Annotated in this window: 20 protein-coding genes; 8 read left to right on the forward strand and 12 right to left on the reverse strand. The window is 53.2% G+C overall.

Features of this window, described 5'->3' with window-relative positions:
• Positions 1-274 precede the first annotated feature (274 nt).
• Positions 275-1,051: a hypothetical protein gene (locus tag ACA065_RS19890; RefSeq protein WP_497691175.1), complete on the forward strand. Its 777-nt coding sequence runs from the start codon at positions 275-277 to the stop codon at positions 1,049-1,051.
• Positions 1,052-2,143: 1,092 nt separating this feature from the next.
• Here ACA065_RS19890 and ACA065_RS19895 read toward each other — a convergent pair.
• The 10 genes from ACA065_RS19895 to ACA065_RS19940 all read right to left on the reverse strand — a co-directional run bounded on the left by ACA065_RS19895 (position 2,144) and on the right by ACA065_RS19940 (position 13,615).
• Positions 2,144-2,689 (reverse strand): hypothetical protein, encoded by a 546-nt coding sequence (locus ACA065_RS19895; RefSeq protein WP_497691176.1) that lies wholly within the window; start codon positions 2,687-2,689, stop codon positions 2,144-2,146.
• 632 nt (positions 2,690-3,321) lie between these two features.
• The gene (locus ACA065_RS19900; protein WP_497691177.1) at positions 3,322-4,323 is read right to left on the reverse strand and encodes a Rieske 2Fe-2S domain-containing protein; all 1,002 of its coding nucleotides are present in this window, start codon (positions 4,321-4,323) and stop codon (positions 3,322-3,324) included.
• The gene (locus ACA065_RS19905; protein ID WP_497691178.1) at positions 4,320-5,459 is read right to left on the reverse strand and encodes a hypothetical protein; all 1,140 of its coding nucleotides are present in this window, start codon (positions 5,457-5,459) and stop codon (positions 4,320-4,322) included. Before ACA065_RS19905 ends, ACA065_RS19900 begins: the two co-directional genes overlap by 4 nt.
• Positions 5,456-6,604, reverse strand: coding sequence for an ATP-grasp domain-containing protein (locus ACA065_RS19910; RefSeq protein ID WP_497691179.1), 1,149 nt, complete (start codon positions 6,602-6,604; stop codon positions 5,456-5,458). Before ACA065_RS19910 ends, ACA065_RS19905 begins: the two co-directional genes overlap by 4 nt.
• The gene (locus tag ACA065_RS19915) at positions 6,592-7,950 is read right to left on the reverse strand and encodes a F390 synthetase-related protein (protein ID WP_497691180.1); all 1,359 of its coding nucleotides are present in this window, start codon (positions 7,948-7,950) and stop codon (positions 6,592-6,594) included. The genes ACA065_RS19910 and ACA065_RS19915 overlap by 13 nt, the downstream gene beginning before the upstream one ends.
• Complete coding sequence (locus ACA065_RS19920; RefSeq protein ID WP_497691181.1) at positions 7,940-8,794, reverse strand: MBL fold metallo-hydrolase; 855 nt, start codon at positions 8,792-8,794, stop codon at positions 7,940-7,942. The genes ACA065_RS19915 and ACA065_RS19920 overlap by 11 nt, the downstream gene beginning before the upstream one ends.
• Positions 8,791-9,798 (reverse strand): NAD-dependent epimerase/dehydratase family protein, encoded by a 1,008-nt coding sequence (locus tag ACA065_RS19925; protein ID WP_497691182.1) that lies wholly within the window; start codon positions 9,796-9,798, stop codon positions 8,791-8,793. The genes ACA065_RS19920 and ACA065_RS19925 overlap by 4 nt, the downstream gene beginning before the upstream one ends.
• A complete protein-coding gene (locus ACA065_RS19930; RefSeq protein ID WP_497691183.1) occupies positions 9,798-10,817 on the reverse strand; it encodes a 3-oxoacyl-[acyl-carrier-protein] synthase III C-terminal domain-containing protein in 1,020 nt (339 codons plus the stop codon). The genes ACA065_RS19925 and ACA065_RS19930 overlap by 1 nt, the downstream gene beginning before the upstream one ends.
• A 617-nt stretch (positions 10,818-11,434) precedes the next feature.
• Positions 11,435-11,581, reverse strand: a complete 147-nt coding sequence (locus ACA065_RS19935) for a hypothetical protein (RefSeq protein WP_497691184.1) — start codon at positions 11,579-11,581, stop codon at positions 11,435-11,437.
• Between the two features lie 1,410 nt (positions 11,582-12,991).
• Positions 12,992-13,615, reverse strand: a complete 624-nt coding sequence (locus ACA065_RS19940) for a hypothetical protein (protein WP_497691185.1) — start codon at positions 13,613-13,615, stop codon at positions 12,992-12,994.
• A gap of 204 nt (positions 13,616-13,819) precedes the next feature.
• Between ACA065_RS19940 and ACA065_RS19945 the strand changes: the two genes are divergently transcribed.
• The 5 genes from ACA065_RS19945 to ACA065_RS19965 all read left to right on the forward strand — a co-directional run bounded on the left by ACA065_RS19945 (position 13,820) and on the right by ACA065_RS19965 (position 18,687).
• Positions 13,820-14,998, forward strand: a complete 1,179-nt coding sequence (locus tag ACA065_RS19945) for a tyrosine-type recombinase/integrase (RefSeq protein ID WP_497691186.1) — start codon at positions 13,820-13,822, stop codon at positions 14,996-14,998.
• A 287-nt stretch (positions 14,999-15,285) separates the two neighbouring features.
• A complete protein-coding gene (locus ACA065_RS19950; RefSeq protein ID WP_497691187.1) occupies positions 15,286-16,635 on the forward strand; it encodes a tyrosine-type recombinase/integrase in 1,350 nt (449 codons plus the stop codon).
• 401 nt (positions 16,636-17,036) lie between these two features.
• Complete coding sequence (locus tag ACA065_RS19955) at positions 17,037-17,366, forward strand: hypothetical protein (protein WP_497695387.1); 330 nt, start codon at positions 17,037-17,039, stop codon at positions 17,364-17,366.
• A gap of 92 nt (positions 17,367-17,458) precedes the next feature.
• The gene (locus ACA065_RS19960) at positions 17,459-18,427 is read left to right on the forward strand and encodes a DUF932 domain-containing protein (protein WP_497691188.1); all 969 of its coding nucleotides are present in this window, start codon (positions 17,459-17,461) and stop codon (positions 18,425-18,427) included.
• A gap of 68 nt (positions 18,428-18,495) precedes the next feature.
• On the forward strand, positions 18,496-18,687 hold the full coding sequence (locus tag ACA065_RS19965; protein WP_497691189.1) for a hypothetical protein: 192 nt from the start codon (positions 18,496-18,498) through the stop codon (positions 18,685-18,687).
• A 29-nt stretch (positions 18,688-18,716) separates the two neighbouring features.
• Here the strand turns inward: ACA065_RS19965 and ACA065_RS19970 are convergent, their stop codons facing one another.
• On the reverse strand, positions 18,717-19,025 hold the full coding sequence (locus ACA065_RS19970) for a helix-turn-helix domain-containing protein (RefSeq protein WP_497691190.1): 309 nt from the start codon (positions 19,023-19,025) through the stop codon (positions 18,717-18,719).
• 121 nt (positions 19,026-19,146) lie between these two features.
• Here ACA065_RS19970 and ACA065_RS19975 point away from each other — a divergent pair, with 121 nt between their 5' ends.
• Both ACA065_RS19975 and ACA065_RS19980 read left to right on the forward strand, forming a co-directional pair.
• Entirely contained in the window at positions 19,147-19,803 is a 657-nt protein-coding gene (locus ACA065_RS19975) for a hypothetical protein (RefSeq protein WP_497691191.1), read from the forward strand.
• Between the two features lie 32 nt (positions 19,804-19,835).
• Positions 19,836-20,168, forward strand: a complete 333-nt coding sequence (locus tag ACA065_RS19980) for a hypothetical protein (protein WP_497691192.1) — start codon at positions 19,836-19,838, stop codon at positions 20,166-20,168.
• A gap of 587 nt (positions 20,169-20,755) precedes the next feature.
• Here the strand turns inward: ACA065_RS19980 and ACA065_RS19985 are convergent.
• Complete coding sequence (locus ACA065_RS19985; protein ID WP_497691193.1) at positions 20,756-21,538, reverse strand: hypothetical protein; 783 nt, start codon at positions 21,536-21,538, stop codon at positions 20,756-20,758.
• Positions 21,539-21,698: the final 160 nt, after the last annotated feature.

A 21,698-nucleotide genomic window follows, 5' to 3' on the forward strand; every position in this document is an offset into this window, starting at 1 on the left:
GCTCAAGCAAATGCCTTATTCGGTGAGTTACGAGTGGGTCATCACACGTGCAACACGATATTCCTTGCGCTGGCCAAGGCCGTCAGTGAGACCGAGAACGTTACGATAGTTTACGATCCCGCTATACAAAACACCGTGGATGAACGCTGGGGGCCGTGATCCGGCTCCTGGTTCATTGGGTGGGTCAATGTAGCAGGGCTGTTACAACGCCCTGCCGTTATTCACCGTAGAAAATTAACCGGGTAGAACCTTTATCCTCTATGAAGAAATTTGAATGAATCCGCTAAAAATTTTGACAGCGTCATTTCGCCTACTTTTCCGTAACGCCGGAAGTATCGCGTTGCTGTGCGTGCCACTTCTAGTGGTAGAGATGTTTATAAGATATATCATTAGAAGCCAACTGGGCATCGGTGGCGATTGGGCGTGGCAAGCGGTAATCGGAACAGTCATCCCGCCGCTTTACACCGGATTGCTGCTGCTCATCCTCGATGCGCGTAGCCGGGACGAGCCAGTGGCCACAGATGACTTACTGTCCAAAGTGCTACGCCTGTGGCCAGCACTGGCTGTGCTGTCTGCGCTCGACCAGTTGCTGCTCGTCGTTGCCAATCTGTCGTTCATTTCTGCTGATATGTGGGTAAAGATCGTAATTTTCTCGGTCATCGATCCCGGGGTATGGATTACATTCAAGTTCGCAGTATTTTTCCTGGCACTGTGGGTGATGATGCGACTGATGTTTAACCAGTGCCTGGTATTATTGCGAGGGCTCCCAATAGCAGCAGCAATACGCGAAAGTATCATCATGTCCAGAGGGCAACTATGGCAAGTAGTGGCTTGCTTTGCGTTGTCACTCGCCCCGGTGTTGCTGGTGATCGCCATCGTATCCAGTCAGCAGCCCGACTGGGTGGCAGACGCCATGATTGCCTTTCAGCAAAACAGTCCAGGTAGCTTCACGGTATATTCGATATTCGCGGGTTTTACCCGGCTGTTTACGACCATTGTGGTATTTCGCCTTTTCACAGTGGTCGCCGAGCGGCCAAGCACTAAGGAGTGATCTTTATGGCACCGTTGAGCGTTATAAAATCTTCAATGGGCCTGATACGCAAAATGCGCTGAGCCTCGCAGTGTTATCTCCGCCACTGCTGGTGGTGGAGATGCTGTTAAGACGTCTCATAAGAAGCCAACTGGGGATCGACGCCCCGTGGGCCTGGAACGCGCTGATCAATACAATCTTTATACCGTTCTATGCAGCATTTGTAATTCTCACTCTGAAAGCTCGCAGCCGGAGCGAGCTATTAGGCAGGCTGAGTTACTGCCCATAGCGCTACGCCTGCAAGTCGAGGCTCACAGGGCCGTGCCCCCTCTCCCCCTGTACGACCAGAAGCCCAATTAGAAGAGGAACGCTCCATTAAGCATGATCAGGATTGCCCCCAGACACATCGAGTCCAGGCGATACTGTGGAGCTTCCCGCAGAGCCCAAGGCGATTGACCTGTCCGAGCTTCGGCGTCAGAACAACTCCCTTGCTGAGGCAACGCTCCAAAATCGCAAGCACCCCCCGCTCGCTATGTTGAAGCTGCTTCCGCAACCTGGCGCTGCGTACGAATTCGAGGGGCTCATCTCATTGGATATCAGTGAGGTCGATGATTGAATGTCACATCGCGCTGGACGCTCAGCCCCCCCCACCCTAATTATCAGCACCTCCTCAAGTTTTCACACGACAGAAATATAGGATTCTGAGCGGGGCAAAAAGTGGGGGCAAATTTCCACTTCACGTAAAACCGACAGCCATAAAAAAATCCAATCACCGCTAAGTGATTGGATTATTTAAGAATATATGGTCGGGACGGAGTGATTCGAACACTCGACCCCTAGCGCCCCATAAAGGTGAACCAAAGTCCCGCAGTGTCCTCCATTATCCAATACAGCCCTCACAAGCCACGTAAACACTGAACATTTCTCTTAACAACGTCCACTGGCGTCCGCTAAGCTTCGCCTGAAGCCCTTCTCAATTAACTACCAATTAACTACCAAGGATACAGCCATGGCCAATCTGACGACGGCTTCGTTCCTGATTGTACGTAATCGAGGAAAAGTGACGATGCATTCCGACTTGGTGACTGGAGCCAAAGTCAGTGGTCAAGAGTATTACTTCTTGACCTGATAATCCTGGCCCCACATGCGTACTGCACTGGACGCGGCAATGGGTCCTTCAAAGATAAATTTCTGCCGCACGGCCGTTTTTGGCGGAACAGTTACCTCATCAGGGTTATCAGGGCTTGCCGCAAGCGCGTTGGCGTAGCCGTCCTGATCGATCACCAGTAAGGTCCCAGTCTGATTGAGGTTGACCACGCGCAGTAGGGTGTCGCTGCTGTTCTTAAAGCCTAGGGTGACATTGAAGGAGTCGCCAACGGCCTCCGTCTTGAGCACCTGAATATCGATGCTGTCCTTCATTTGCTCACGTGTGGAAATGATCGAAGCACCGTCGGTCCCCTGTGCCGACTGGCGTCCGTCTAGCACTCCTTCACTAATCCCACCCAAAAGATTCTTGCTGGCCGAAATCGCCAAAGAGACAGCCGCCTTGGCTGAGTCCTTGATGTTACTGTCATTAGCCGGCTCGGCCTCGGCGAAGCATAGCGGGCTCAGCAAAAAAATGGAGGCAAGGAAAATGGAGAGCGATGGAGGGAATGACATATCGGTTCCTTTATGAGTTTTTCGACAGCAGCCGAAGATAAATGATGGTTAGTTTAAACTTATCCGTCCGGCCAATACACCTTATTGGCTCCGTCGTTACTGGCTCTTCAGCGGGCTTTCTGTCCAACTTCTACGCTACAGCATCAACGCGAATTCCGCCCTCAAATGTATTCAGCTGCACTCACCCGTAACACTACCCTTGACAGCGCTCTGATCTTTCACGCCCGGACGAGGATAACCTTATGATCGTCGTCGCATTTTCATTGAGGTTCTGCATTATCAATAACTTCACTTACTCTGTCTCAAAAAACATTCAATCAATTTGCTCAATCTGCCCCCTACAATCTCATTAGCTAGAGAAATTTTGTTGTTCTGGCGCATTATTTCAGGGTAAGTATTTTTTCTTTTCTGCACCCTCTAAGCTATTTAGTTTAGCGGCGGTTACTTTTTTGCTATTTACCAAATTAATATAATATATTCGGCGATAGCAGAAAAGAAGTCTACGTTGGTGTTTTTTTCGTTGCCCCCTCCCCTATAAATCTTGCCATATCGCCGCTCAATACGAAATCTATCAGAGCGATTCGCTTCCTTCGTCGCTCTGACCACCGTTTTCATCTGACGCGCTTAGTAATCTAGAGCCAGATCGTCAATTCACGTCGCGCAAACACCAGAGGCTGACCATGCTCAAGCAATTGCCGGATGTCCGGTCCGAGTAAGTCTTGCGGGCCATCCAGCGGTGTCGCAGGGGACGCCTGAAAACGCCGCTGATTGGCACTGACTTGTTCCAGTATCTGCCGATCCTGATGCAGGATGACCCTGAACAATCGTCGCAGGACAATGCGTTTGAGTTGCGCTGGCAGCAACCCACGAGTCGTAGCGATACGGGCAAACAGGCGTAACCGACCCTCGCCACAAGGAGTCAGCCAGACACTGACCAACAGATTGAGGCCATCGTGGCGGTCGCGATACTCAATTTCCGCCAGCCCCGGCAGTCGAAAACGTCCCATACTGGCGCCACGCTCACCTTCGAACAGTCGCGATATTAGCCCTGACTGTTTACCCTCTTCGCTGTAGAGAGCCTCGACGCCATCCGCCAGCGGGCGAACCCGTGCGGTGATTTTCTGCCGTTGCCGGTCGTGACGAATCCACCCAGCATGGACGAAATGGGTGTGGAAACCGTCGAGGAAATTTTCTGCCGCCTCCTGTAACGAACACCGCACATGACCGGTGATCCAGAACGTGTCGAGGTCGTTTCGCTGTTCAGCGGGAGCGACGGGCGACGTTGAGGGATACTCAGCACCAAGGCTGACCCAGACCAGCCCATGAACCTCGCAACTGGGTAATCTGGCGAGCAACGGCTTGCTGCAAGCTGCCAGATCGGCGCCAGGCACGCGGGCGCAACGTCCGTCAGCGGCAAACCGCCAGCCGTGATAGGGGCATTCGATCTGGCCGTCACGGACCTTGCCTGCGCTCAAGGGTGCGAAGCGGTGCGGACAGCGATCCGGCAATGCGGCGACACGCCCGTTTTCGTCGCGAAACAGCACAAGCGGCAGGTGGTGCGCCTGACACGCCAACGGCGTATTTCGCAGCTCATGGCTCAGCGCCACTGGCCACCACTGGGCGTCTGTATTCACAGTTTGAGCTTCCTCATCAGGGGCACGCCGATGCCATGCAATAGTCGGCTAAGAACGGTCCACACCCACCGTCGGCCCCAAGACAGATGGGCGACATAGATCAGGCTGTATTCAATCTGCGGCTGCCCACCGCGCAAGCGTTTGAACTCGGCGGCACCGGAACTGAAGTTCAGCACTTGGCGGCGCTCGACAGCCTCTTGTAGGCACAGGCGCGTCAGTTGCCGATAAAGCCCGGCCCGTTGTGGCAGCGCGGTGTCGTAACCGACTATCGGAGTGCTTATGAGTGCCGCGTTGGCGAACCAGCCCAACGCCCCATCAATACGTCCTTCTGGGCTACACAAGGCTCGCATTTGCAGCCAACCTTCCTGTTGACCGCGCTGCATCCATTGGGCGCTGTAATGCGGGTTCAGCGTGCAGTACTTGTCCAGGTAAAGCAGGTTGTAGAGGTGCTCAATGCGCTGAAAATCGGCGTCGCTCAGCGCGCTGCCCGGTACCACTTCATAGGGGCTACGGCGTAGCAATGTGGTATCCAGCCGGGTGTTGTGGTGCTTTAGAAATGGCGCCTGCATTCCAGCCCGACCGTCAAACAGATACACTTGGCGGCTGGGAATGCTCAGGTAGCCTAGGGTTTCCAAGCATTGGCGCACGTCTCGATTGCTGAAGTCGTTGAGCGAACGGAAGCCAAACCCGTGCCTGGGAAAGGTTTTGCGCAGTAATGCGGTAATCGCCTGCAGTTCGGTAACGTCCCAGTCTGTCGGGTAGAGATTGGTCGACAGCAACCAGTTGTTGACCTGTACCAGTTTGTCGACCTTAGCCCTGCGCAGCAGGTGGTCCACTCCTTGGGTCAGCGCCTTCAGTGGCCAGGTCAGCCATGGCCGGCCGAGGCGCTTGAGTTCTTCGCGGGCATACCTGCTGTAGGCCGTTTGGGGAGACACTACATAGCAGTTGTCATCCGGCTCGTTGCCTTCGGTGATACTCACTGGGAACTGCTGCGTCCCGGTGTCGAGCAGCGCCATCCGAGTACTGACATTGCCAATCAGCATCCCACTGGCACAGGCCCGCACATAACACCGGGCGGGACTGTCATCTGGCCGGGCAGGTTCGCTGAGTAGCTCTTCCTCTAGCAGCAACTTCATGGCGTGCGCTCGCTTAATGGCTGGCCGTTCCACTCGATGTCAGCCGTGGACGCGGCCAACAAACCGCATCGTCGGGACACCGCACGTGTGATGATTTCGGCCAGGCTCAATACTTGCGCCGTCAGCGGCCAGAAGTCGCCCTTGCGGGTAATGACATCGCGTGCATCAGCGTAGTCACGCCAGAACTGCGGACTCAAGCCTCGCAGCGGCGCCGCCAGCAGGAGCATCGCTAGCGCAATCATCCGAGGTTCTGGCGTTGGCTCAACCAAACCCTTATCACTCAAGCTGGCCACCAGTTGCCGTCGCTGGTTGTCGAATAGGTGCACACCGCTGGTCGCCCGTGGGTTGCACTCCAACACATGAAAACGCCCGCTGTGATCCTCGATAAAGTCGAATCCTACCTGGCCGGTGTAGCCGGTCTCGCGACCAAACTGCTCGAGAAACTGGCGCACCGGCACAGGCGCGCAGGGCTCGAAAAAGATTCCCGAACCACGGCCCACCCGATAGCGCGGGTGGTAACAGCTGTGAGCACGCAGCTCGCCGTGGATCAGCACGCTGAAACTACAATACTCACGACCGTCAATAAATCGCTGCGCTGCCCAAGGCGCCGCTTCACTGGGCTGCACCTTGGCCAGTTGTCGAACGGATGGGCGTATCAAGGTCTGCGAGGCGAAGCGCGAGTACGCCGGTTTGAACACCCATTGCGCAGCCTCGTCGCTCAGAACCTGCAACGCCTGCCGATTAGTCAGCAGGCGGGTTTCAGGGGCGGCAAGCGCCCAGCCGCGGGTCATGGCTGCGAAGCGACCTTTGTGATGTAAACGGTGTAACAGAGCGAAATCGGAGGTCATTACCCGACAAAGCGGGGCGAGGCGCTCAAGACCATGGGCCAGGTAAAAGACTTCTTCGCAAGTGGGCAACAACAGATCAATGCGCTGCGCGGTAATCACCTTCGCGAGCGCTTCGATCCAAGCCTGCGGGTCATGCCTGGGCTCTGGCAGGCGCACGAAGTGCTGCACCGAGCAACTGAATCGACTAAGCGGCTGGGTCAATGAATCTCCCACACTCACCCTCCACCCCGCTTCATCAAAGGCCCGCGCCCACTCCAGACAAGCCGGCGCACGTGCGCCGAGAATCAATACGTGCATGGCAAACCCTCAGGTAATTGCAACAGTTTCAAGCGCCGACGCTTGACGTGTGGAGGCGGCGTTTGCCATTGGCCGAAGCTCAACGCCGGAGGTTGCAACCCCTGTTGGCGGCACAGTACCTGGAGGCTATCGCCCAAGGCACGGCACAGGTCTGCGTGGTCGCCCGCCGCGCGCACGTTGATCTGCCAGCGAAGCCCATGCTGGTGGATTTCATATTCTTGCAGAGTGGTACCGTGCATCAGCAGGGCGCGCCGCAGTACGTCGGGATACAGAGCCCGCAACTGACTTCCAGCTAGGTCAGGCAGCCAGAGAATGTCATCGACACGGCCCTCGACGGCAGCAATCGCCCGTTCAACTCGCCCGCAGGAGCAAGGTTCCTCGGCGACCCGCAAAATATCGTTAAGACGGTAGCGCACGATCATCTGCGTACGCCGTGAGAAATCGGTAACAATTGGCTGAAAACGCGTGCGATCGACGTCCAGCCAGTCCGCTTCGATGTGCAGATGGCTTTCGTTCAGGTGCAAGGTGCCCTGCTCGCAGGTGTAACCCAGGAAGCCTTCGCTGGCCTGATAAATCTGCTGTGGCACTACGCCAAACGCTGCCTGCACAACTTTGGCGTCATCACGCTCAAGGACCTCAGCCACCGACAGAATATGCGTGGGGCTGATCGTCAGTCTCCCTGCCAACGCCGCTTCGGCCAGACCTCGCAGTACGGTGGCCGGAGCCACCAACACATCCGGATTCTGTACGTCGAGTTGGGCCAGCGACGCCGAAAGGCCCAGCGTCAAGTCGTGAAAAGCAAAGTCGATCCGACGACTGGAAAGCGTCGTGTAGAGTCGGCTGTTCGCCCGCAGGAAAAACGCTATGCGCAACGGCGAACGCCACGGGCAGAGTAAGCGTGGCAGCAGATGGCGCGGCATGGTCCGAGCCAGCAGGATACCGGCCCAGCGTTGGCGCTCCTGTGTGCTGACTAAAAAGACACCTTGATTGCCACTGGTACCGCTCGACAGTCCCACAGTGATATCCCCTAACGTCGGGTTGAAATCCCGAGATGCTTCAGCCTGGCGCGCCACCGGCAGTACCTGCGCCAGGCTCAAACCACGAGTATTGAATCCGGCAAAGTCGCCCATCAGCGCGGTCTTGTCCATCAGCGGCAGGTCGTCAAGGGCAGTGACAGCGCGGCCTTTGAAGCGCTGCGCCTGGGGTAATACCCGTTGCAGAAAACGCTTCAACTGCCGTGCCTGCCAGGCTTCCAGTCGGTCGCGCCGGGTAAACCGAAGCCAGTAGCGGCTGAGCAGGAAACTGACTGCGCTGCGCAACGTACCAATCAAGCGCTCACTGCTCATCGCTGAACGCCTCCCACGCGTACGTGCAATGGGACGGCAACACCGCCACCGCTGGCTCACGACGAATCAAAGTTCCCAAGTCACTGTAGGTCTGACGATATTGTCTGGCGTCATGACTGGAAAACCACAAAGCTGGCGGGGCTGGCAACCGACCGGCCCGGCAGGCAGGTGCGGACCAGCAAGCATCCGCCACCAGAAACACCGGACGCCCTTGAGCATCAGGGATAAACAAGCCCAACTGACCTTCGCTATGGCCCGGTAGCGGAACACCAATCAGGCTGCCATCGCCGAGCAAGTCGAGACCCTGCCTGAAAGGTGCCATCCACTCCGGCAAGGTGGCGTTTTTGCAGGTGTCAGCAAGGTTCAACCGGACGGCAAAATCGTCCGGTAACAACTCAGGTAGATGGCCGCCGAGAGTGGCGCGCCAGCGACGACCACGCAGGCTTTCGATGTGCTTGCGGTCCGCATCCAGGGCGATGAACGAAGCGCGGGGAAAGTCCCGAAGTCCGGCGATGTGGTCACTGTGAAAATGCGAAATTATCACCGTACGAATGTCATCCTGACTAATATCGAAAGCCCGCAATTGGGCGAGCAGTTGCTCCTTCATCGGTAACTCCACGGGCACTGCACCGCGATACAAGCGTTCAGGCAGCGCTTGAGTGGCGTTGAAAAAGTGTTCGGCATAACCGGTGTCGTACAATATCCACCCCTCATTGGGATGGCGGATCAGGCCACATAGCGCTGGAAAACGCGCTGGCGCCCAGCGCCCGCCACGATCAGCCATGCATTCCAAATGCTGGCACCAGCCGGCACGCAGTACATTGAGGCTGACGGTGCAGCTCATGGTCGTACTCCTTGTCGGGCGAGCCACCACTGCGCATGCAAGCGAATGCCTTCGTCCTGAGTCACTACGGGGCGGTAGCCCAGCTCATTTCGAATAGCACTCAGGTCCAAGGTCTGACTGAACGCCAGCACTCCAGCGCCATAGCGCGTCAGTAACGGCTCGCCGCTGCCGCGCAGGCGAGCGCTGGTTTCCAGTAGCCGTGCTACCGCGTCCATCAACCGCCACGGCAAGCGTCGGGTGCGCAGGTTCAAACCGAACTGCTCCGCGACACGCTGCAACAAGTCGGCAATGGTCAGTGGCGTGCCGTTGCTAACGTTATAGGTGCATACCGCCCTGGGTAACCTTTGAGTCAGGCTTAACGCTACTGCGTGGACAAGATTGTCCACGCAGGTCATGTCCAAATGCGCTTGACCACCGCGCATTAGCGGAATGGATCCGCGCTGCATGACACGCAGCAAGCGTGGCATCAGCGTGCCGTCCCACGGGCCGAACACCGCACGTGGACGTAAGATCACGGCTTGGGCAAGCCCGGCTTCGTGCACCCGTATTTCAGCTAGGGCTTTGCTGCGAGCGTATTCATTGACAGGCGGCGGCAGTGGTTCGCTTTCACGGATACCGAGGCGATCACGGAAGGCAAAATAAAGACTGGGCGTGGACAAATGCACCAGGCGTTCAATCTCGTTGACGCGACAAGCCCGAAGCACTTCATTGGTGGAATCAAGGTTGGCTTGAGTGAATGCTTGCGACGTGCCCCACGGAGAAGACAGCGCCGCACAATGGACGATGGCCGTACAACCCCGCGAGGCCTGGCTCAGCGTGTAGGAGGCAGCGGGCGCGCCGTGTTCCAGCGGCACCCAGCACACAGTGGCAGGACTGTGGCGAATAACCTCGGCAGCCGCGCTGGCGTTACGGCCAGTAAACTGGACTTCACAGCCTTGGGCCGCGAGCCGCCAGACAATGTGTCGACCAATAAACCCGGTGCCTCCGGTGACGAGAATTTTCATCAGTACTCCAGGATCATACCGCCGAGGGACAAGCCTGCGCCGGTACCTATCAGCATCAGCCGCTGTCCGCGCTGAATGCGCTGATCGCGAATGGCAATGTCCAGGGCAGTAGGCAGAGAAGCTGCAATCTGATTGCCGTGCCGGGCGAAAATATCGACGACCTTTTCCGGACCGAAGCCCAGCCGCCTAGCCGCATGTTGCATCGCTTGCAGGCTGGCCTGATGGGGGATAACCCAGTCAATCTCGGCCCGGGTCATACAGGCCTGCTCTAGTAGTTCATCAACCAGCGTAGGCAGATGTTTAGCCGCCAGGCGAAACACCGCTTTGCCCTGCATCGAAAAACTGGTCAGCGGCTCAAATGGGCTGTCGGTGCGACGCGGGTGATAACGCGAGCCACCGGCTAGAATCTGGCACAGATGCGCGCCTTCAGAAAATGTCTTGAGGCTTGAAGCAAGGATCCTGGCGCCGTCATTGCTGACCCCCAGTACCACCGCAGCCGCGCCGTCACCGAATATCCCGCAAACCTCCACGTGTTGCCAGTCCAATCCGCAAGACGCAATGTCCGAACAGACCAGAAGAATTCGCTGGTAGCGCCCGGCAATCAGTGAACACGACAACGTGTCAACTGCGGCGATAAACCCCAGGCAACTGGCGTTAATATCTATAGCGGGGATACCGGAAGAGCCCAACCCCAACGCCCGGTGCAACAGGGCGGCGTTACACGGCATGCCCTGATCCATGGTGCCACTGGCGCAGGCGATCAGATCGATCTGTTGCAGTTCAAGTGCTGCTGCCTGCAAAGCATTGCGTGCGGCAATGGCGCCGAGGCTGGCGGCGTTTTCGGTGCGGCTAGCAACATGCCGTTGAATCACGCCGCTTATACGTGCCACGCTACCGACCGCCAGGCCCAGTTCATCATCCAGTTCAGGGCTAGTGACCACTAACTCGGGCAGGGCGTGGCCGGAACCCAGGATGGTTATCGGCCTATGGGCAAGGGGCAAACGTTGTGAGGTTGGCATTCAAGTTCCGTTTGGAAAGGATATCGCTTGGTAATTGTATGGTCAGCCCATATCAGTCAGGAGACGTAAGCCGTCCCCTACCAGAAAATCTCGTCGAAAACCGCGAGGAATGATGTTCCCGGTTGTTATCGCTAACCGAAATAGTTCTCTTACGATTTGTTGCTAGTTATAAACCCAGTTCCGTTAAATATCCATGCCTGTCCCAAAACAATTGATTTACGGCAGCCCATTCATTAAAAGATTTTTGGTACTGCCTGAAAAATCGACGGTTCCGACGTACATCTCCAGATTGGTGGAGGCCTATCCCAACATGACAACAAAACAGCTTGCTGACGCCATTGCAATCGGTATAACGACGGCAAACAGGGCTGAGCGATTGACGTATGCGGCCCCTGTGAAGTGATTAGTAGTCCGGATTAGCTATCAGCCATGACTCGTCAGGTTCGTGGTCATTATTGATAGCCTCAGGGTAGTGCATGGTCAGCGCACCGATAGCTGCTTCGATAGCGGACTGTTCAGTCGAGTGCGAGCGACTACCCGAACGATAAGCTGAAATTTGAGTTGGAGTTTTAAAATAGTGACTGAGAGTATAGGTATACTCGGGACCTTCAAGGCCACTAATTTAGCCAAATTTTTATACCTACGGTAGGGTTTAGAAGCTCGATATTCAGTGTGATTTTCACTTCGCGTACAAGAACTTCGCTTTCTAAAACATACTTACTACTTTCCACGACCTCTAGGATTTCGGTGGATGCCTGTTCCATTGCGCAGCTCCTTTTTGAGTTGTTGGCAGCAACACAATAAGCCTTCATCAGACGATGTTTAATCTTTGAAAGCCGTCGATTTGCGCTAAGACTCTCGCGGAGATGTCAGAGAACGCCAAGATTAAGTGGGATTAATATTAAAATATATAGGACTATTCCCAACGATCAGCAAGAAAATCCCTACACACCCCTACTATTGGCGCCTTGCTGTAACCAAAACAATAGCGCATCGCATACAGTGCACAGAAAGCCGCTCACACAAATTGTGGACAATCCTTCGGATGGACTTCTGTAGAGCATGTATTTAATCATGTACAGGAGAGCAGCAAAAAGTTGCGCAGCGACGCGCAACTTTTTGCGCACTTATTTTAAAATTTCGATGTGATCCACGAGCTAAATTTTCGACTTTATATACGTATCACTGACAAGTAAGCAAGAAACTTAATTTAACTGGCATGAATCTATTAGCGGGTGTTACGAGTACTGTAGTGTTGGGGCGACGCAGGCGATATGGGATCAAAGCATATCGTCACAGACGCATTTGATTTTTAAATCTACTCATTTTTTCAACAGAGCGACTTACAAACAACTAAGACTCGAATTATATTAATTGGAACGATGGCATTCATTTCACCTAGGATTCTCTCAGACCTATTTTTAGGCATCTCACTAACCTATCTTGTTTTACAGCCCACCCCCTACACCCTTAATTAAGGGCCGCATCGGCCAGTTCACTCGGTAGCCATATTGAGAAGCATGGACGGCAAGCACTTCTCATCATAAACTACCAAGCTATAACTCCAAACAGATACTAAAATATAAACTAGAATATTAAGAGTGTAGCTCTCCATCATATAACAATATATGATATGGCTTCCTCCGCGGTTTTTATCGCCGCTTTGGTTTCGATGCCGTCCTGCCTGAGCATGCCTGCTTGGCGTAAACCCACGCCACCACCGGCCTTGTGCTAGCACTGGAAGGTGTATGGCTCCCGCTTACACCTTCAATTTGGTGAATTGCTCAGTGCGGCGCAAAAACTCGAATAATCGAATGTGTGAAACAATGAAGCCTAAAGAAAAATCATGCAAAAGTTGCCACATCAAAAACAGCACTCCTTTATATCAAATAAAAAATGGGCGATGCTATAAGTGCAGGAAAGCAGCACATGAGAAACCCACCATGAAAAAAATATCATTTTTACTGCCCGCATTGCTCGGCACCATCTCTTTATATTTTTTAGCGTTATCAATTAGCGCGGTTTGGTTTCAGCACACCGTACTTACTTATAGAGCACGGGGTCGAGACGCATCGTATGAATTCACAGGCATGACAGTTATTCTCCCAACAATATCATTTATTTTGTCGCTTGCCGGTTTTTTGCTAATGACTTTGGCATACTATGATAAACGCTTAAAAAAAATAATATTCACCAAAATAATAATCGGAAGTCTTATCTCTGCCTTCCTTACTCATGCGATTGCTATTTTTTTTGGCGAAAAACTGCATTAACAACCCTACAAAACAAGTATCCCCCATCAAAAAACTTGATGACAAGCCGCGCCCCTTGATAACTGGAGCCTTACTCAAATCTACCGCGTGCTGGTTCTTGAGTAGCGTCACATCCGTAGCAGGTGCTTTTTTCTTGAGTCCGGCCCCGGCAGCAAGGTGTACATACTGCTTTCCGGACTTTAAGCCCGCCACATTCTTGAGGAAGTCCTTGCCCCCCGCTTCGGTGGTGAATATCTCAACATGAACCTGGTACTTGCTGGTGACGCCGCCATCTTCGCCGGTAAGATTTTCTGTAAGCCCGAGGTAACCGATGGGATCGCCCGCTTTGATGCCCGTGCAGGCCATCTCAACCGCGTCGAAACGGGTGGGCGTCAAGGACGTCCAGTCGAGAATACGGTAATCCCGCTGATTTTCCACGCGGGCCCAAAAACTGGGCGGCGCCGTTCCAGCGCCCGCCAAATCGCCGCTGATTTTCGTGCATTTGGCCATTCTTCGCGTGACACCATTAACCGTCAGATTCAGCACGTCTTTTGTTCGCCGGCAGCGGATATTCGACGAAACCGTCAGGCCTTTCGTAAGTGAGTTCCCCATCGGCGGGCGCGGCGTCGGGTTCGACCGCCAGGAACTGGACGACTGGGCCACAGCATACGTCGAGGCAAAGGCGATTGATAAAAAAGGCGCAACGGAGCAACAATCGCCCCGCAGCGAGCGCCAGAAAGGAGATAAATCATGGCGCGAAAATCGATCACAGGCCTTTCCCAAAGGAAAGGTATCTGGCATATCGACAAGAAAATCAACGGAGAACGACTTTACGAAAGCACTGGAACTGGTGACCGGGAAGAAGCGGAGCGCTACCTGATCTACAGGCTGGAGCAGATCCGGCAACAGAAGGTGTACGGAGTAAAGAAGGTGAGGATCTGGCGGGAGGCGGCGACTCACTTCCTGCTGGAGTTCAAAGACCAGCCGTCAATCAAGCTATCTGCTCACCACCTTTCACAGCTGGACCCATTCATTGGCGACATGCCGCTGACCCACATCGATGACCAGGCCCTTGTGCCGTTCATCAAAGACAGGCTGGCGACAAAGAAGCTGGAATGCGGGAAGGTAAAGAAATGTGTCAGCAACAGAACGGTGAATATCTCGATCGAGCGCGTGGTTCGGGTTTTGTCGTTGTGTGCCAGGAAGTGGCGAGATGATGAGCGCAGGCCGTGGCTGGATAGCGTGCCGATGCTCACGAAGCTGGAAGAGAAGAAGTCGAGCCGCAAGCCGTACCCGATGTCATGGCCGGAGCAGTCGATTCTTTTTGGAGAGTTGCCGGCTCACCTGCAAACGATGGCTCTGTTCAAAGTGAAAACCGGCACGCGCGAGCAGGAGGTCTGCAAGCTTAGGTGGGATTGGGAGATTGCAGTGCCGGAACTTGGCACCAGCGTATTTCTGATACCGGCAGACTTCAGGGGTCGGCATGAGCGTTCTGGCGTGAAGAACGGTGACGAGCGGCTGGTGGTGCTGAACAGTGTGGCCAGGTCGATCATTGAGAAGCAGCGCGGCATCAGCAAGGAATGGGTGTTCCCATACAACGGCAGCGCGATGCATCGGATGAACGACTCGGCCTGGAAGAAGGCGAGGGTGAGAGCGGCGAAACTCTGGCAGGAGGAAAACCTTCGCCCCGCTCACCCAGGTTATGTATCCATAAGGATTCATGACCTCAAGCACACGTTTGGCGGTCGGCTGCGCGCAGCAGGCGTAACCGAGGAAGATCGCAAGGCCCTACTCGGGCACAAGAACGGCAGCATCACCAGTCACTACTCGGGCGCTGAGCTCGGGCATCTGATTGAAGCTGCGAACATGGTATCAGCAACCGACTCTCGCGGACCGGTCCTGACAATCTTGAAGAGGAAGCAGGCGTGAAAAAAACGACAAGTCACGCAAATGTCACGCACATGAAAAAGGCCAATGCTGTGAACATTGGCCTAAGTCACTGAAAAATATGGTCGGGACGGAGTGATTCGAACACTCGACCCCTAGCACCCCATAAAGGTGAATTGTAGTCCAGCAGCGTCCTGCAAAATCCGAAACACCCTCACCAACCCCTTTAAACACTGGACATCCTCTATATCGATATCCGTTAGCATCCGATATCATCCGCTCAAAGCCCCTCTCAATTCACTACCAATTCACTACCAAGGATACTAGCCGTGGCCAATCTCACAGATAAGGCGATGAAGGCAAAGCCTGGCCTAACTCATAAATGGATGAGTGAGGTAGCCATTTGGGGTCATGGCTCACTGCTGGCTCGAATCACCCCCGCAGGGGATCGCCTTTTCTATTTCCAATATTCAAGCGAAGCAGGCAAGCGATACGCCTTGCCAATTGGCACTTACGGGCCAGGGGACGATGACGCGACCATGACGCTGTCGGACGCACGACAGAGAGCAATGGAGCTGGCAAGCCTACACAAGACAGGCATCAAAAATATTCGTGAACACCTTGAGTCCGAAGAGGCGGCACGCATCGCTGAGCGTGGCGCCAGACTGGCAAAACTGGACGCTGAGAAAGCGACTGCCGCATCGGAGCTGGCACGCCATGCCGCGCGCAAGAGTGTGACTGAACTATTTGAGCATTGGGCGAAGATCGACCTCATCAATCGTAAGGATGGCGGCGCGGAGGTGCGCCGAATGTTCGAAAAAGACGTACTGCCTCTGCTTGGCAGCATCGCAGTAGCAGACGTGAAAAAGGGTCACATCACTGAAGTAACCGATGCGATGCTGTCTCGGGGTGTTAACCGTGCGGCAAAAATCGCGTTCTCTCTCGTGCGTCAAATGTTTCGGTTTGCTGTGGATAGGGACCTCATCGAGCACGATCCCAGTGCAGGTATTCGCAAGGCTAAAATTGGTGGCAAAGATGTGGAGCGTGATCGGGTCTTGAATGATGACGAAATACGTCTTCTCTACCAAAAAGCGCCACAGGCAGGCTTATTGGTCACCACCGAAGCCGCTATCTGGATTGCCCTCTCAAGCTGCTGTCGTATCGGTGAGTTGCTGAGCAGCAAGTGGGAAGACATCGACCTCGAGCAGAAAACCTGGTTAATCCCTGGCGAAAATAGCAAAAATGGTAAACCACACGTGATTAGCCTTTCCAGGTTCCTGGTAGAGCAATTTAGGCGGGTCCAACAGGTCAACGGCAAATCGACCTGGTGCTACCCCAACACCGATAACAGCGGTCCGGTTAGCTCTAAGACTGTGACCAAACAACTCGGCGACCGCCAACGTCAGCCCGAACAAGGAACAATGAGCCGGCGTAGCGCTAAAGCTCAGGCCCTTCTACTGCCAGGCGGTAAATGGACGCCCCACGATCTTCGCCGTACAGGTGCAACACTGATGACCGCCCTAGGCGTACTGCCCGAGGTAGCTGAGCGCTGCTTGAACCACACTGAAGACAACAAAATGAAGCGAATTTACCAGCGCCACAGCTACGCCGCCGAAATGGCCACTGCCTGGAATCTGCTAGGTGAGCGCTTGGAGGCGCTAAAAAATACCAATCCTTGAGATCACTACCGATTCCATCAACGTGAGTTGATAGGGCTTTTTATCAGCGCTGGCCCTGCGCTGACCAAAGCTTGCGCCACGAAGTACCAACTGAGCCAGGACTGCGGGAGGTACCCCGCCGATCGGCTCAAGGCTTAAAACCGTAATGGGTGCGTTGTTGGCCGGACGCGCTACCTGTGCCCGCCGGCAGCAATGGGCCGCTCTTTACCCATCATGGTTACTAAGCTTGCTGGTAAAGACCGATGTAAATGGTTTGGCAGCTGCAATGCAAACGAGTAATCAGTACCGGTGCAATCAAGTGGGCAAGTGGAGTTCCGCAACTAGTGGTCTCGAGGATTCGACTCCAAAAATATTCAGTCCTACATCACTGCTATGACATTACCACCATGGAGTTTCAAACCATGTCATTGCAGTGCCCTTGCTGTAACTCACCCAAAATCGCTTCCTTGCACCAAGCCATGAAAATTGCAGCTGCCCTCGGTACGGTCGGCGGTGCGACACGCGGCATCAGTGCAGCATTATCCAGCGGTCAGACGGGTGCCACCGTCGGCGCAGTTGCCGGTCCGTTCGGCGTCACCCTCGGAGCCGTTTCTGGCGCCATTCTCGGTGGGCTCGTTGGCGCCGCCGGCGGCTGTGCACTAGGAGCTCAACTCGGCGACAAGCTTGACCGCCATGTCCTCGCCCACAACCTCTGCCTGATCTGCGGGCATCGCTTCAACCTCCCTGCTTAATCCTCTCCCTACTCCTTTCTTTCTATTACGTCTGGGCAGTGCCACGCGATGCATGGCGTTTATGCCGACTTGCCCCTCAAGGAATCTAAATCATGGCTCATCAAATCGAAAAAATGGCTTACATTGGTGCGACTCCGTGGCACGGCCTCGGCAGTCAACTGACCCAAAAACAACCTATTGAGATCTGGCAGCGTGAAGCCGGAATGGACTGGCAGATCCAGGAAAGCCCAGTTCACTTCAAAGCCGACGCTATCGGCCATATGGGCAGCATCCACTCATTTCCGGAACAAAAGGTGCTGTACCGCTCCGATACTAAGGCACCGCTGTCCGTGGTATCCAACCGCTACCAAATCGTACAGCCGCGTGAGGTTATGGAGTTTTACCGTGACCTGACTGATGTGTCCGGCTATGAACTGGAAACGGCAGGTGTTCTGAAGGGAGGGCGTAAGTTCTGGGCATTAGCGCGAACCGGGCAGAACGCCACCTTGAAGGGCAACGATCAGGTTAATGGCTACTTGTTACTGGCGACCTCGTGTGACGGCACCCTCGCGACCACAGCCACGCCGACCACCGTTCGCGTGGTTTGCAACAACACGTTGAGCATCGCTTTGGATGGTATCCCCCATGCGATCAAGGTCCCACATAACACGCGATTCAATCCGCAGACTGTGAAAAAGCAACTCGGTATCGCCGTCTCGCAATGGGACGAATTCATGTACCGGATGCGCGTGCTCTCCGAACGCAAAGTTAAGTGGCCTGAGGCGATGAGCTTTTTTATGGAGGTGCTATGTGAGACCCACGCCCATGATCCCATTCCCGACGTACTACCCAACAAACGAGCGCTGGAGAAGGTTCAAAACTTGTACGAAGGCAAAGGTCGCGGATCAGACATGGAGTCCGCTCGCGGCACCGCGTGGGGTCTGTTAAACGCCGTGACTGAGTATGTGGATCACGAGCGCCGAGCTAAGAGCTCAGAGTATCGGGTGGACTCCGCTTGGTTCGGGCAGGGAGCGCAGATCAAAAAGCGCGCACTCAACTCTGCTCTCCGGTTGGTTGCCTAACGTCGATCTCGACCGTTATGCATGGGCGGTCGTCGCTCATGCATCTCTCATGTCTGAAGGAAAACGCGATGAATTTCATACGCTTTATCGGTCTGCTTTTTATGTTTTTCGGCATTTTGGCCAGCTGCCTGTTAGCGCTGGCACTGGCGATCCTCATGGCACGTTCCCGGCCAATCCTGATTGCAGTGCTGCTAGCTGGTTTGTTATTCGAGCTGATCACTACAGAAGCAGGGATCGAGGTATCTTTGAGCCCGTGCTGAAGGTATGCCAAAGACGTATTGCTGAACCGCTATCGAGATCCCAACAGCTCGTTCAGGCGCTCCATTAGCTGCACGCGCTCATCTACACCCAGCTTACTAAACTTGATAAGCAGCTCAGCTTCGTCATCTTCGACCGCGTAAAAATACGCCGCAGGCACATTGAGCACCTCGCTCAGACGCTCGACCAAATCCGGGGCAGGAACCCGCTTCCCCAGCTCGTATCGGTTCATACGAGTGCTTGCAGACATCTCGTCTAAGCCGGCATCAAGTCCTAGTCGTTCTTGCGACAACCCCGCCCGAATACGCGCCTGCTTTATCCGCTTTGCCAGTACTGACATGCACACACCCAATTTCCAAAGGGGCATCGTGCATGCGCAGCTTTTTCCAAATACTACCGTTTTGGTAGTATTGGAATATCATACGAATTCAATCCAACCAACGACAAAACCGAGCCCTCAGATGAAAGTCAAAATCTCGCTGATCAATGCAATGCTTTTAACTGTGTTACAGGCAGGGGCGGCCCTGACAGCTGCCGCCGACACGAACGTACGTGTATGCGATACGACCCCCACTCCCATGCCCATCCTTGCGATCAAGCACATCGATTGCTCAATCCCCCACTCTCCGTCTTCAATAAATAGGGCCTACGTCGATCAAAACGGCAACAAAACTTTGCAGCGTGTTGATGGAAGGCGAATCGTCAACTGCGACAGCGCAGGGACCTGCGCGCACCGTGGTGAATTCATGGGCAATGCTCCTGAAGGGATCTACGGGATCACAACCGGATGGTATCTGGGCACAGATACGTCGGGGGTCGTTGTGGCTTACAAGGAAGGTACAGGTCCAGGCTACGGAGAAAAACGTTACGAACCACAGGCAACGAAAAGCCCATCATCAAGCTCGGTAGACGTAAGCAAACTTGAAGTTGTGTGCATGGCAACAGCGGTTTTCAACTGTTCGATCAATGGGGAAGACATCGAAGATCAGGATTTACCCAAATATCTTCCGCTGGTGGATAAAAAAGATGCAAAGAGAAAAGGTGGCAACTGTGACTCAGTACCGCTTTGCTACGACAAGAACATGATGCTCTTGGGACTCAACAAAGATCTTTTTTAAATTTATGAACATCATTAACAATTGGAAATAAAATGGACATCAGTGTTTATTCAGCAAGCGAAATATCTAACGAGGAAATTTCCTCAATGATCGTAGAAAAAAAGTCTTTCAAAATAAAAGAAATCGAATCTGATTTTTTTGGTGACACCGTGGAAACTATAGAAAAGCTAATTGAGTCCCAAGGACTCACATGTCGAGTGTATACCGCAGGACGCATAGCAGCCCTTGGAGTCGGCGCACTTACTATCGTTGGTGGGGTAGCAGCCGGACTTACAATTGCAGCTCACAATATTGCAACCTACAATCCAGACTACGAAATAGCTAAATTTTATCCGACCACGCTAGCGATCACCTACAAAAAATAGAAACTCTCCCAGCACACATCAACCTTATGCCTTCCTTAGCTTTGCTAAGGAAGGCATAAGGCTCAAAATTTTTATTTTTGGATAGCAACTGGATCACGACTAAACTAGTGGCTCTTCTAATTTGCATCAAATAACAGAGCAGTACTTATTAGTAACTATTATCTCAAAAGCATTTCGAATAGCCCTTTCCTTCCATAACTCTTAAAGCAAAAAGGTATCAGCCGCATACCGTGTAATTTAGGGCATCTGGGACGAGTCGGCACGCCAACCTTTAGCCGCAACGTCAGTTATTAAAGCTGCCGCATTCCAAGTATGTCCGACAGCGTTCTCTTCAACTTCTGAATCGTACAAAATTATTCAGCTTCGATACGCTAAGACAGACTGCTATATCAGCGACAGACAGCTTATCTTCGTTAACTTGATTGACCACTTGCATTCGAACTATCCAGGGCAAAGCTGGTTGCTCATGGCACATCCTGACAAGCCTCATTTTAAGGCATAACGAAATTAGGAGCATTTATTCGGCGATTACTGTCAGCTTGCGAGATAATTCCAACGCATGGCGTAAAATTGAATATCAAAAACTTCTACACGGAAAAATCATCTGACAATACGCCAGACATTTGCTCTTTAATTTTCAGTCCGTACCAACCATTCTCTACTAGAGCTTGTAATGACAAAACAACTAAATTGAAGCCGAATTGCGATACCTCAAGAAGTTTTTTGAAATCCTCATTTAAGTTTTGATCCATGACTTCATTTTTCATAGGATGATGCACTCTGTACCCGCCGTGCACAAAAGCACTTCGGTAGTCGTACATTTCACGCAAGCGTTTCTTTAACATCCCTTTGCCCTGATCATCTAGTTCTAAGAGTGTTGAGATCCGCTCAACTAGATTAGTGAACCCTTCTCCTACCTTTGTACCATAAATGGCCTCTAGTGCATGAAATGCCCAAATAATCCAAACTACATCTGCATCTGCTCCACAGCAAATATTCAAGACTGAAAAAATTGCTTTCTCCACGCCAGACTCGGCTCTTTGCCTGACCCCCACATTGAGTTTCCTATACCAATAAACAACCGATGACAAAGGTAATATTCGAGGCGCGAAGAGTGAGTCCCCTGCCAGCAAACTTCTAAACCCTGATTCAAAACAATCTGCTGAAAGTCGTAGCTCAGTAACTAGCCCTCTTCCCGCATCGATACGTACACCAAGAAAATCGCATACACCTGGGCGAGCAATGTTTAGGATAAAAAAAACATCGTACAGAAACTGCTCAACAAAATGGCTAACATACCACTGTTGCCGACCGAGACCCTTATCAATCTCTGAAGTCACCTTCACCACAAATTCCAACTCTGGAAACAAGGCTGATTCGATTTGCTCTATAGATAACGTATGACTTAGCTCCGCTACATTGAGCGACTCAGTATTGATTTTGTACGCTTCAACAAAAGGAGAAAAATCGCATTCAATAATAATTTTTACGTCGCCATGCGTATAGTACCAAGGCCCAATTGTAGTGGTT

This window comes from Pseudomonas sp. LBUM1640, from assembly GCF_059716225.1.

What these genes read in the sequence shown, in the direction of transcription:
- ACA065_RS19960 (WP_497691188.1), top strand. Translation starts at nt 17,459, where the DNA reads ATGGCTCATCAAATCGAAAAAATGGCTTACATTGGTGCGACTCCGTGG.
- ACA065_RS19905 (WP_497691178.1), bottom strand. Translation starts at nt 5,459, where the DNA reads ATGAAGTTGCTGCTAGAGGAAGAGCTACTCAGCGAACCTGCCCGGCCA.
- ACA065_RS19895 (WP_497691176.1), bottom strand. Translation starts at nt 2,689, where the DNA reads ATGTCATTCCCTCCATCGCTCTCCATTTTCCTTGCCTCCATTTTTTTG.
- ACA065_RS19980 (WP_497691192.1), top strand. Translation starts at nt 19,836, where the DNA reads ATGGACATCAGTGTTTATTCAGCAAGCGAAATATCTAACGAGGAAATT.
- ACA065_RS19945 (WP_497691186.1), top strand. Translation starts at nt 13,820, where the DNA reads ATGGCGCGAAAATCGATCACAGGCCTTTCCCAAAGGAAAGGTATCTGG.
- ACA065_RS19955 (WP_497695387.1), top strand. Translation starts at nt 17,037, where the DNA reads ATGTCATTGCAGTGCCCTTGCTGTAACTCACCCAAAATCGCTTCCTTG.
- ACA065_RS19910 (WP_497691179.1), bottom strand. Translation starts at nt 6,604, where the DNA reads ATGCACGTATTGATTCTCGGCGCACGTGCGCCGGCTTGTCTGGAGTGG.
- ACA065_RS19975 (WP_497691191.1), top strand. Translation starts at nt 19,147, where the DNA reads ATGAAAGTCAAAATCTCGCTGATCAATGCAATGCTTTTAACTGTGTTA.
- ACA065_RS19890 (WP_497691175.1), top strand. Translation starts at nt 275, where the DNA reads ATGAATCCGCTAAAAATTTTGACAGCGTCATTTCGCCTACTTTTCCGT.
- ACA065_RS19935 (WP_497691184.1), bottom strand. Translation starts at nt 11,581, where the DNA reads ATGGAACAGGCATCCACCGAAATCCTAGAGGTCGTGGAAAGTAGTAAG.
- ACA065_RS19930 (WP_497691183.1), bottom strand. Translation starts at nt 10,817, where the DNA reads ATGCCAACCTCACAACGTTTGCCCCTTGCCCATAGGCCGATAACCATC.
- ACA065_RS19970 (WP_497691190.1), bottom strand. Translation starts at nt 19,025, where the DNA reads ATGTCAGTACTGGCAAAGCGGATAAAGCAGGCGCGTATTCGGGCGGGG.
- ACA065_RS19915 (WP_497691180.1), bottom strand. Translation starts at nt 7,950, where the DNA reads ATGAGCAGTGAGCGCTTGATTGGTACGTTGCGCAGCGCAGTCAGTTTC.
- ACA065_RS19925 (WP_497691182.1), bottom strand. Translation starts at nt 9,798, where the DNA reads ATGAAAATTCTCGTCACCGGAGGCACCGGGTTTATTGGTCGACACATT.
- ACA065_RS19965 (WP_497691189.1), top strand. Translation starts at nt 18,496, where the DNA reads ATGAATTTCATACGCTTTATCGGTCTGCTTTTTATGTTTTTCGGCATT.
- ACA065_RS19920 (WP_497691181.1), bottom strand. Translation starts at nt 8,794, where the DNA reads ATGAGCTGCACCGTCAGCCTCAATGTACTGCGTGCCGGCTGGTGCCAG.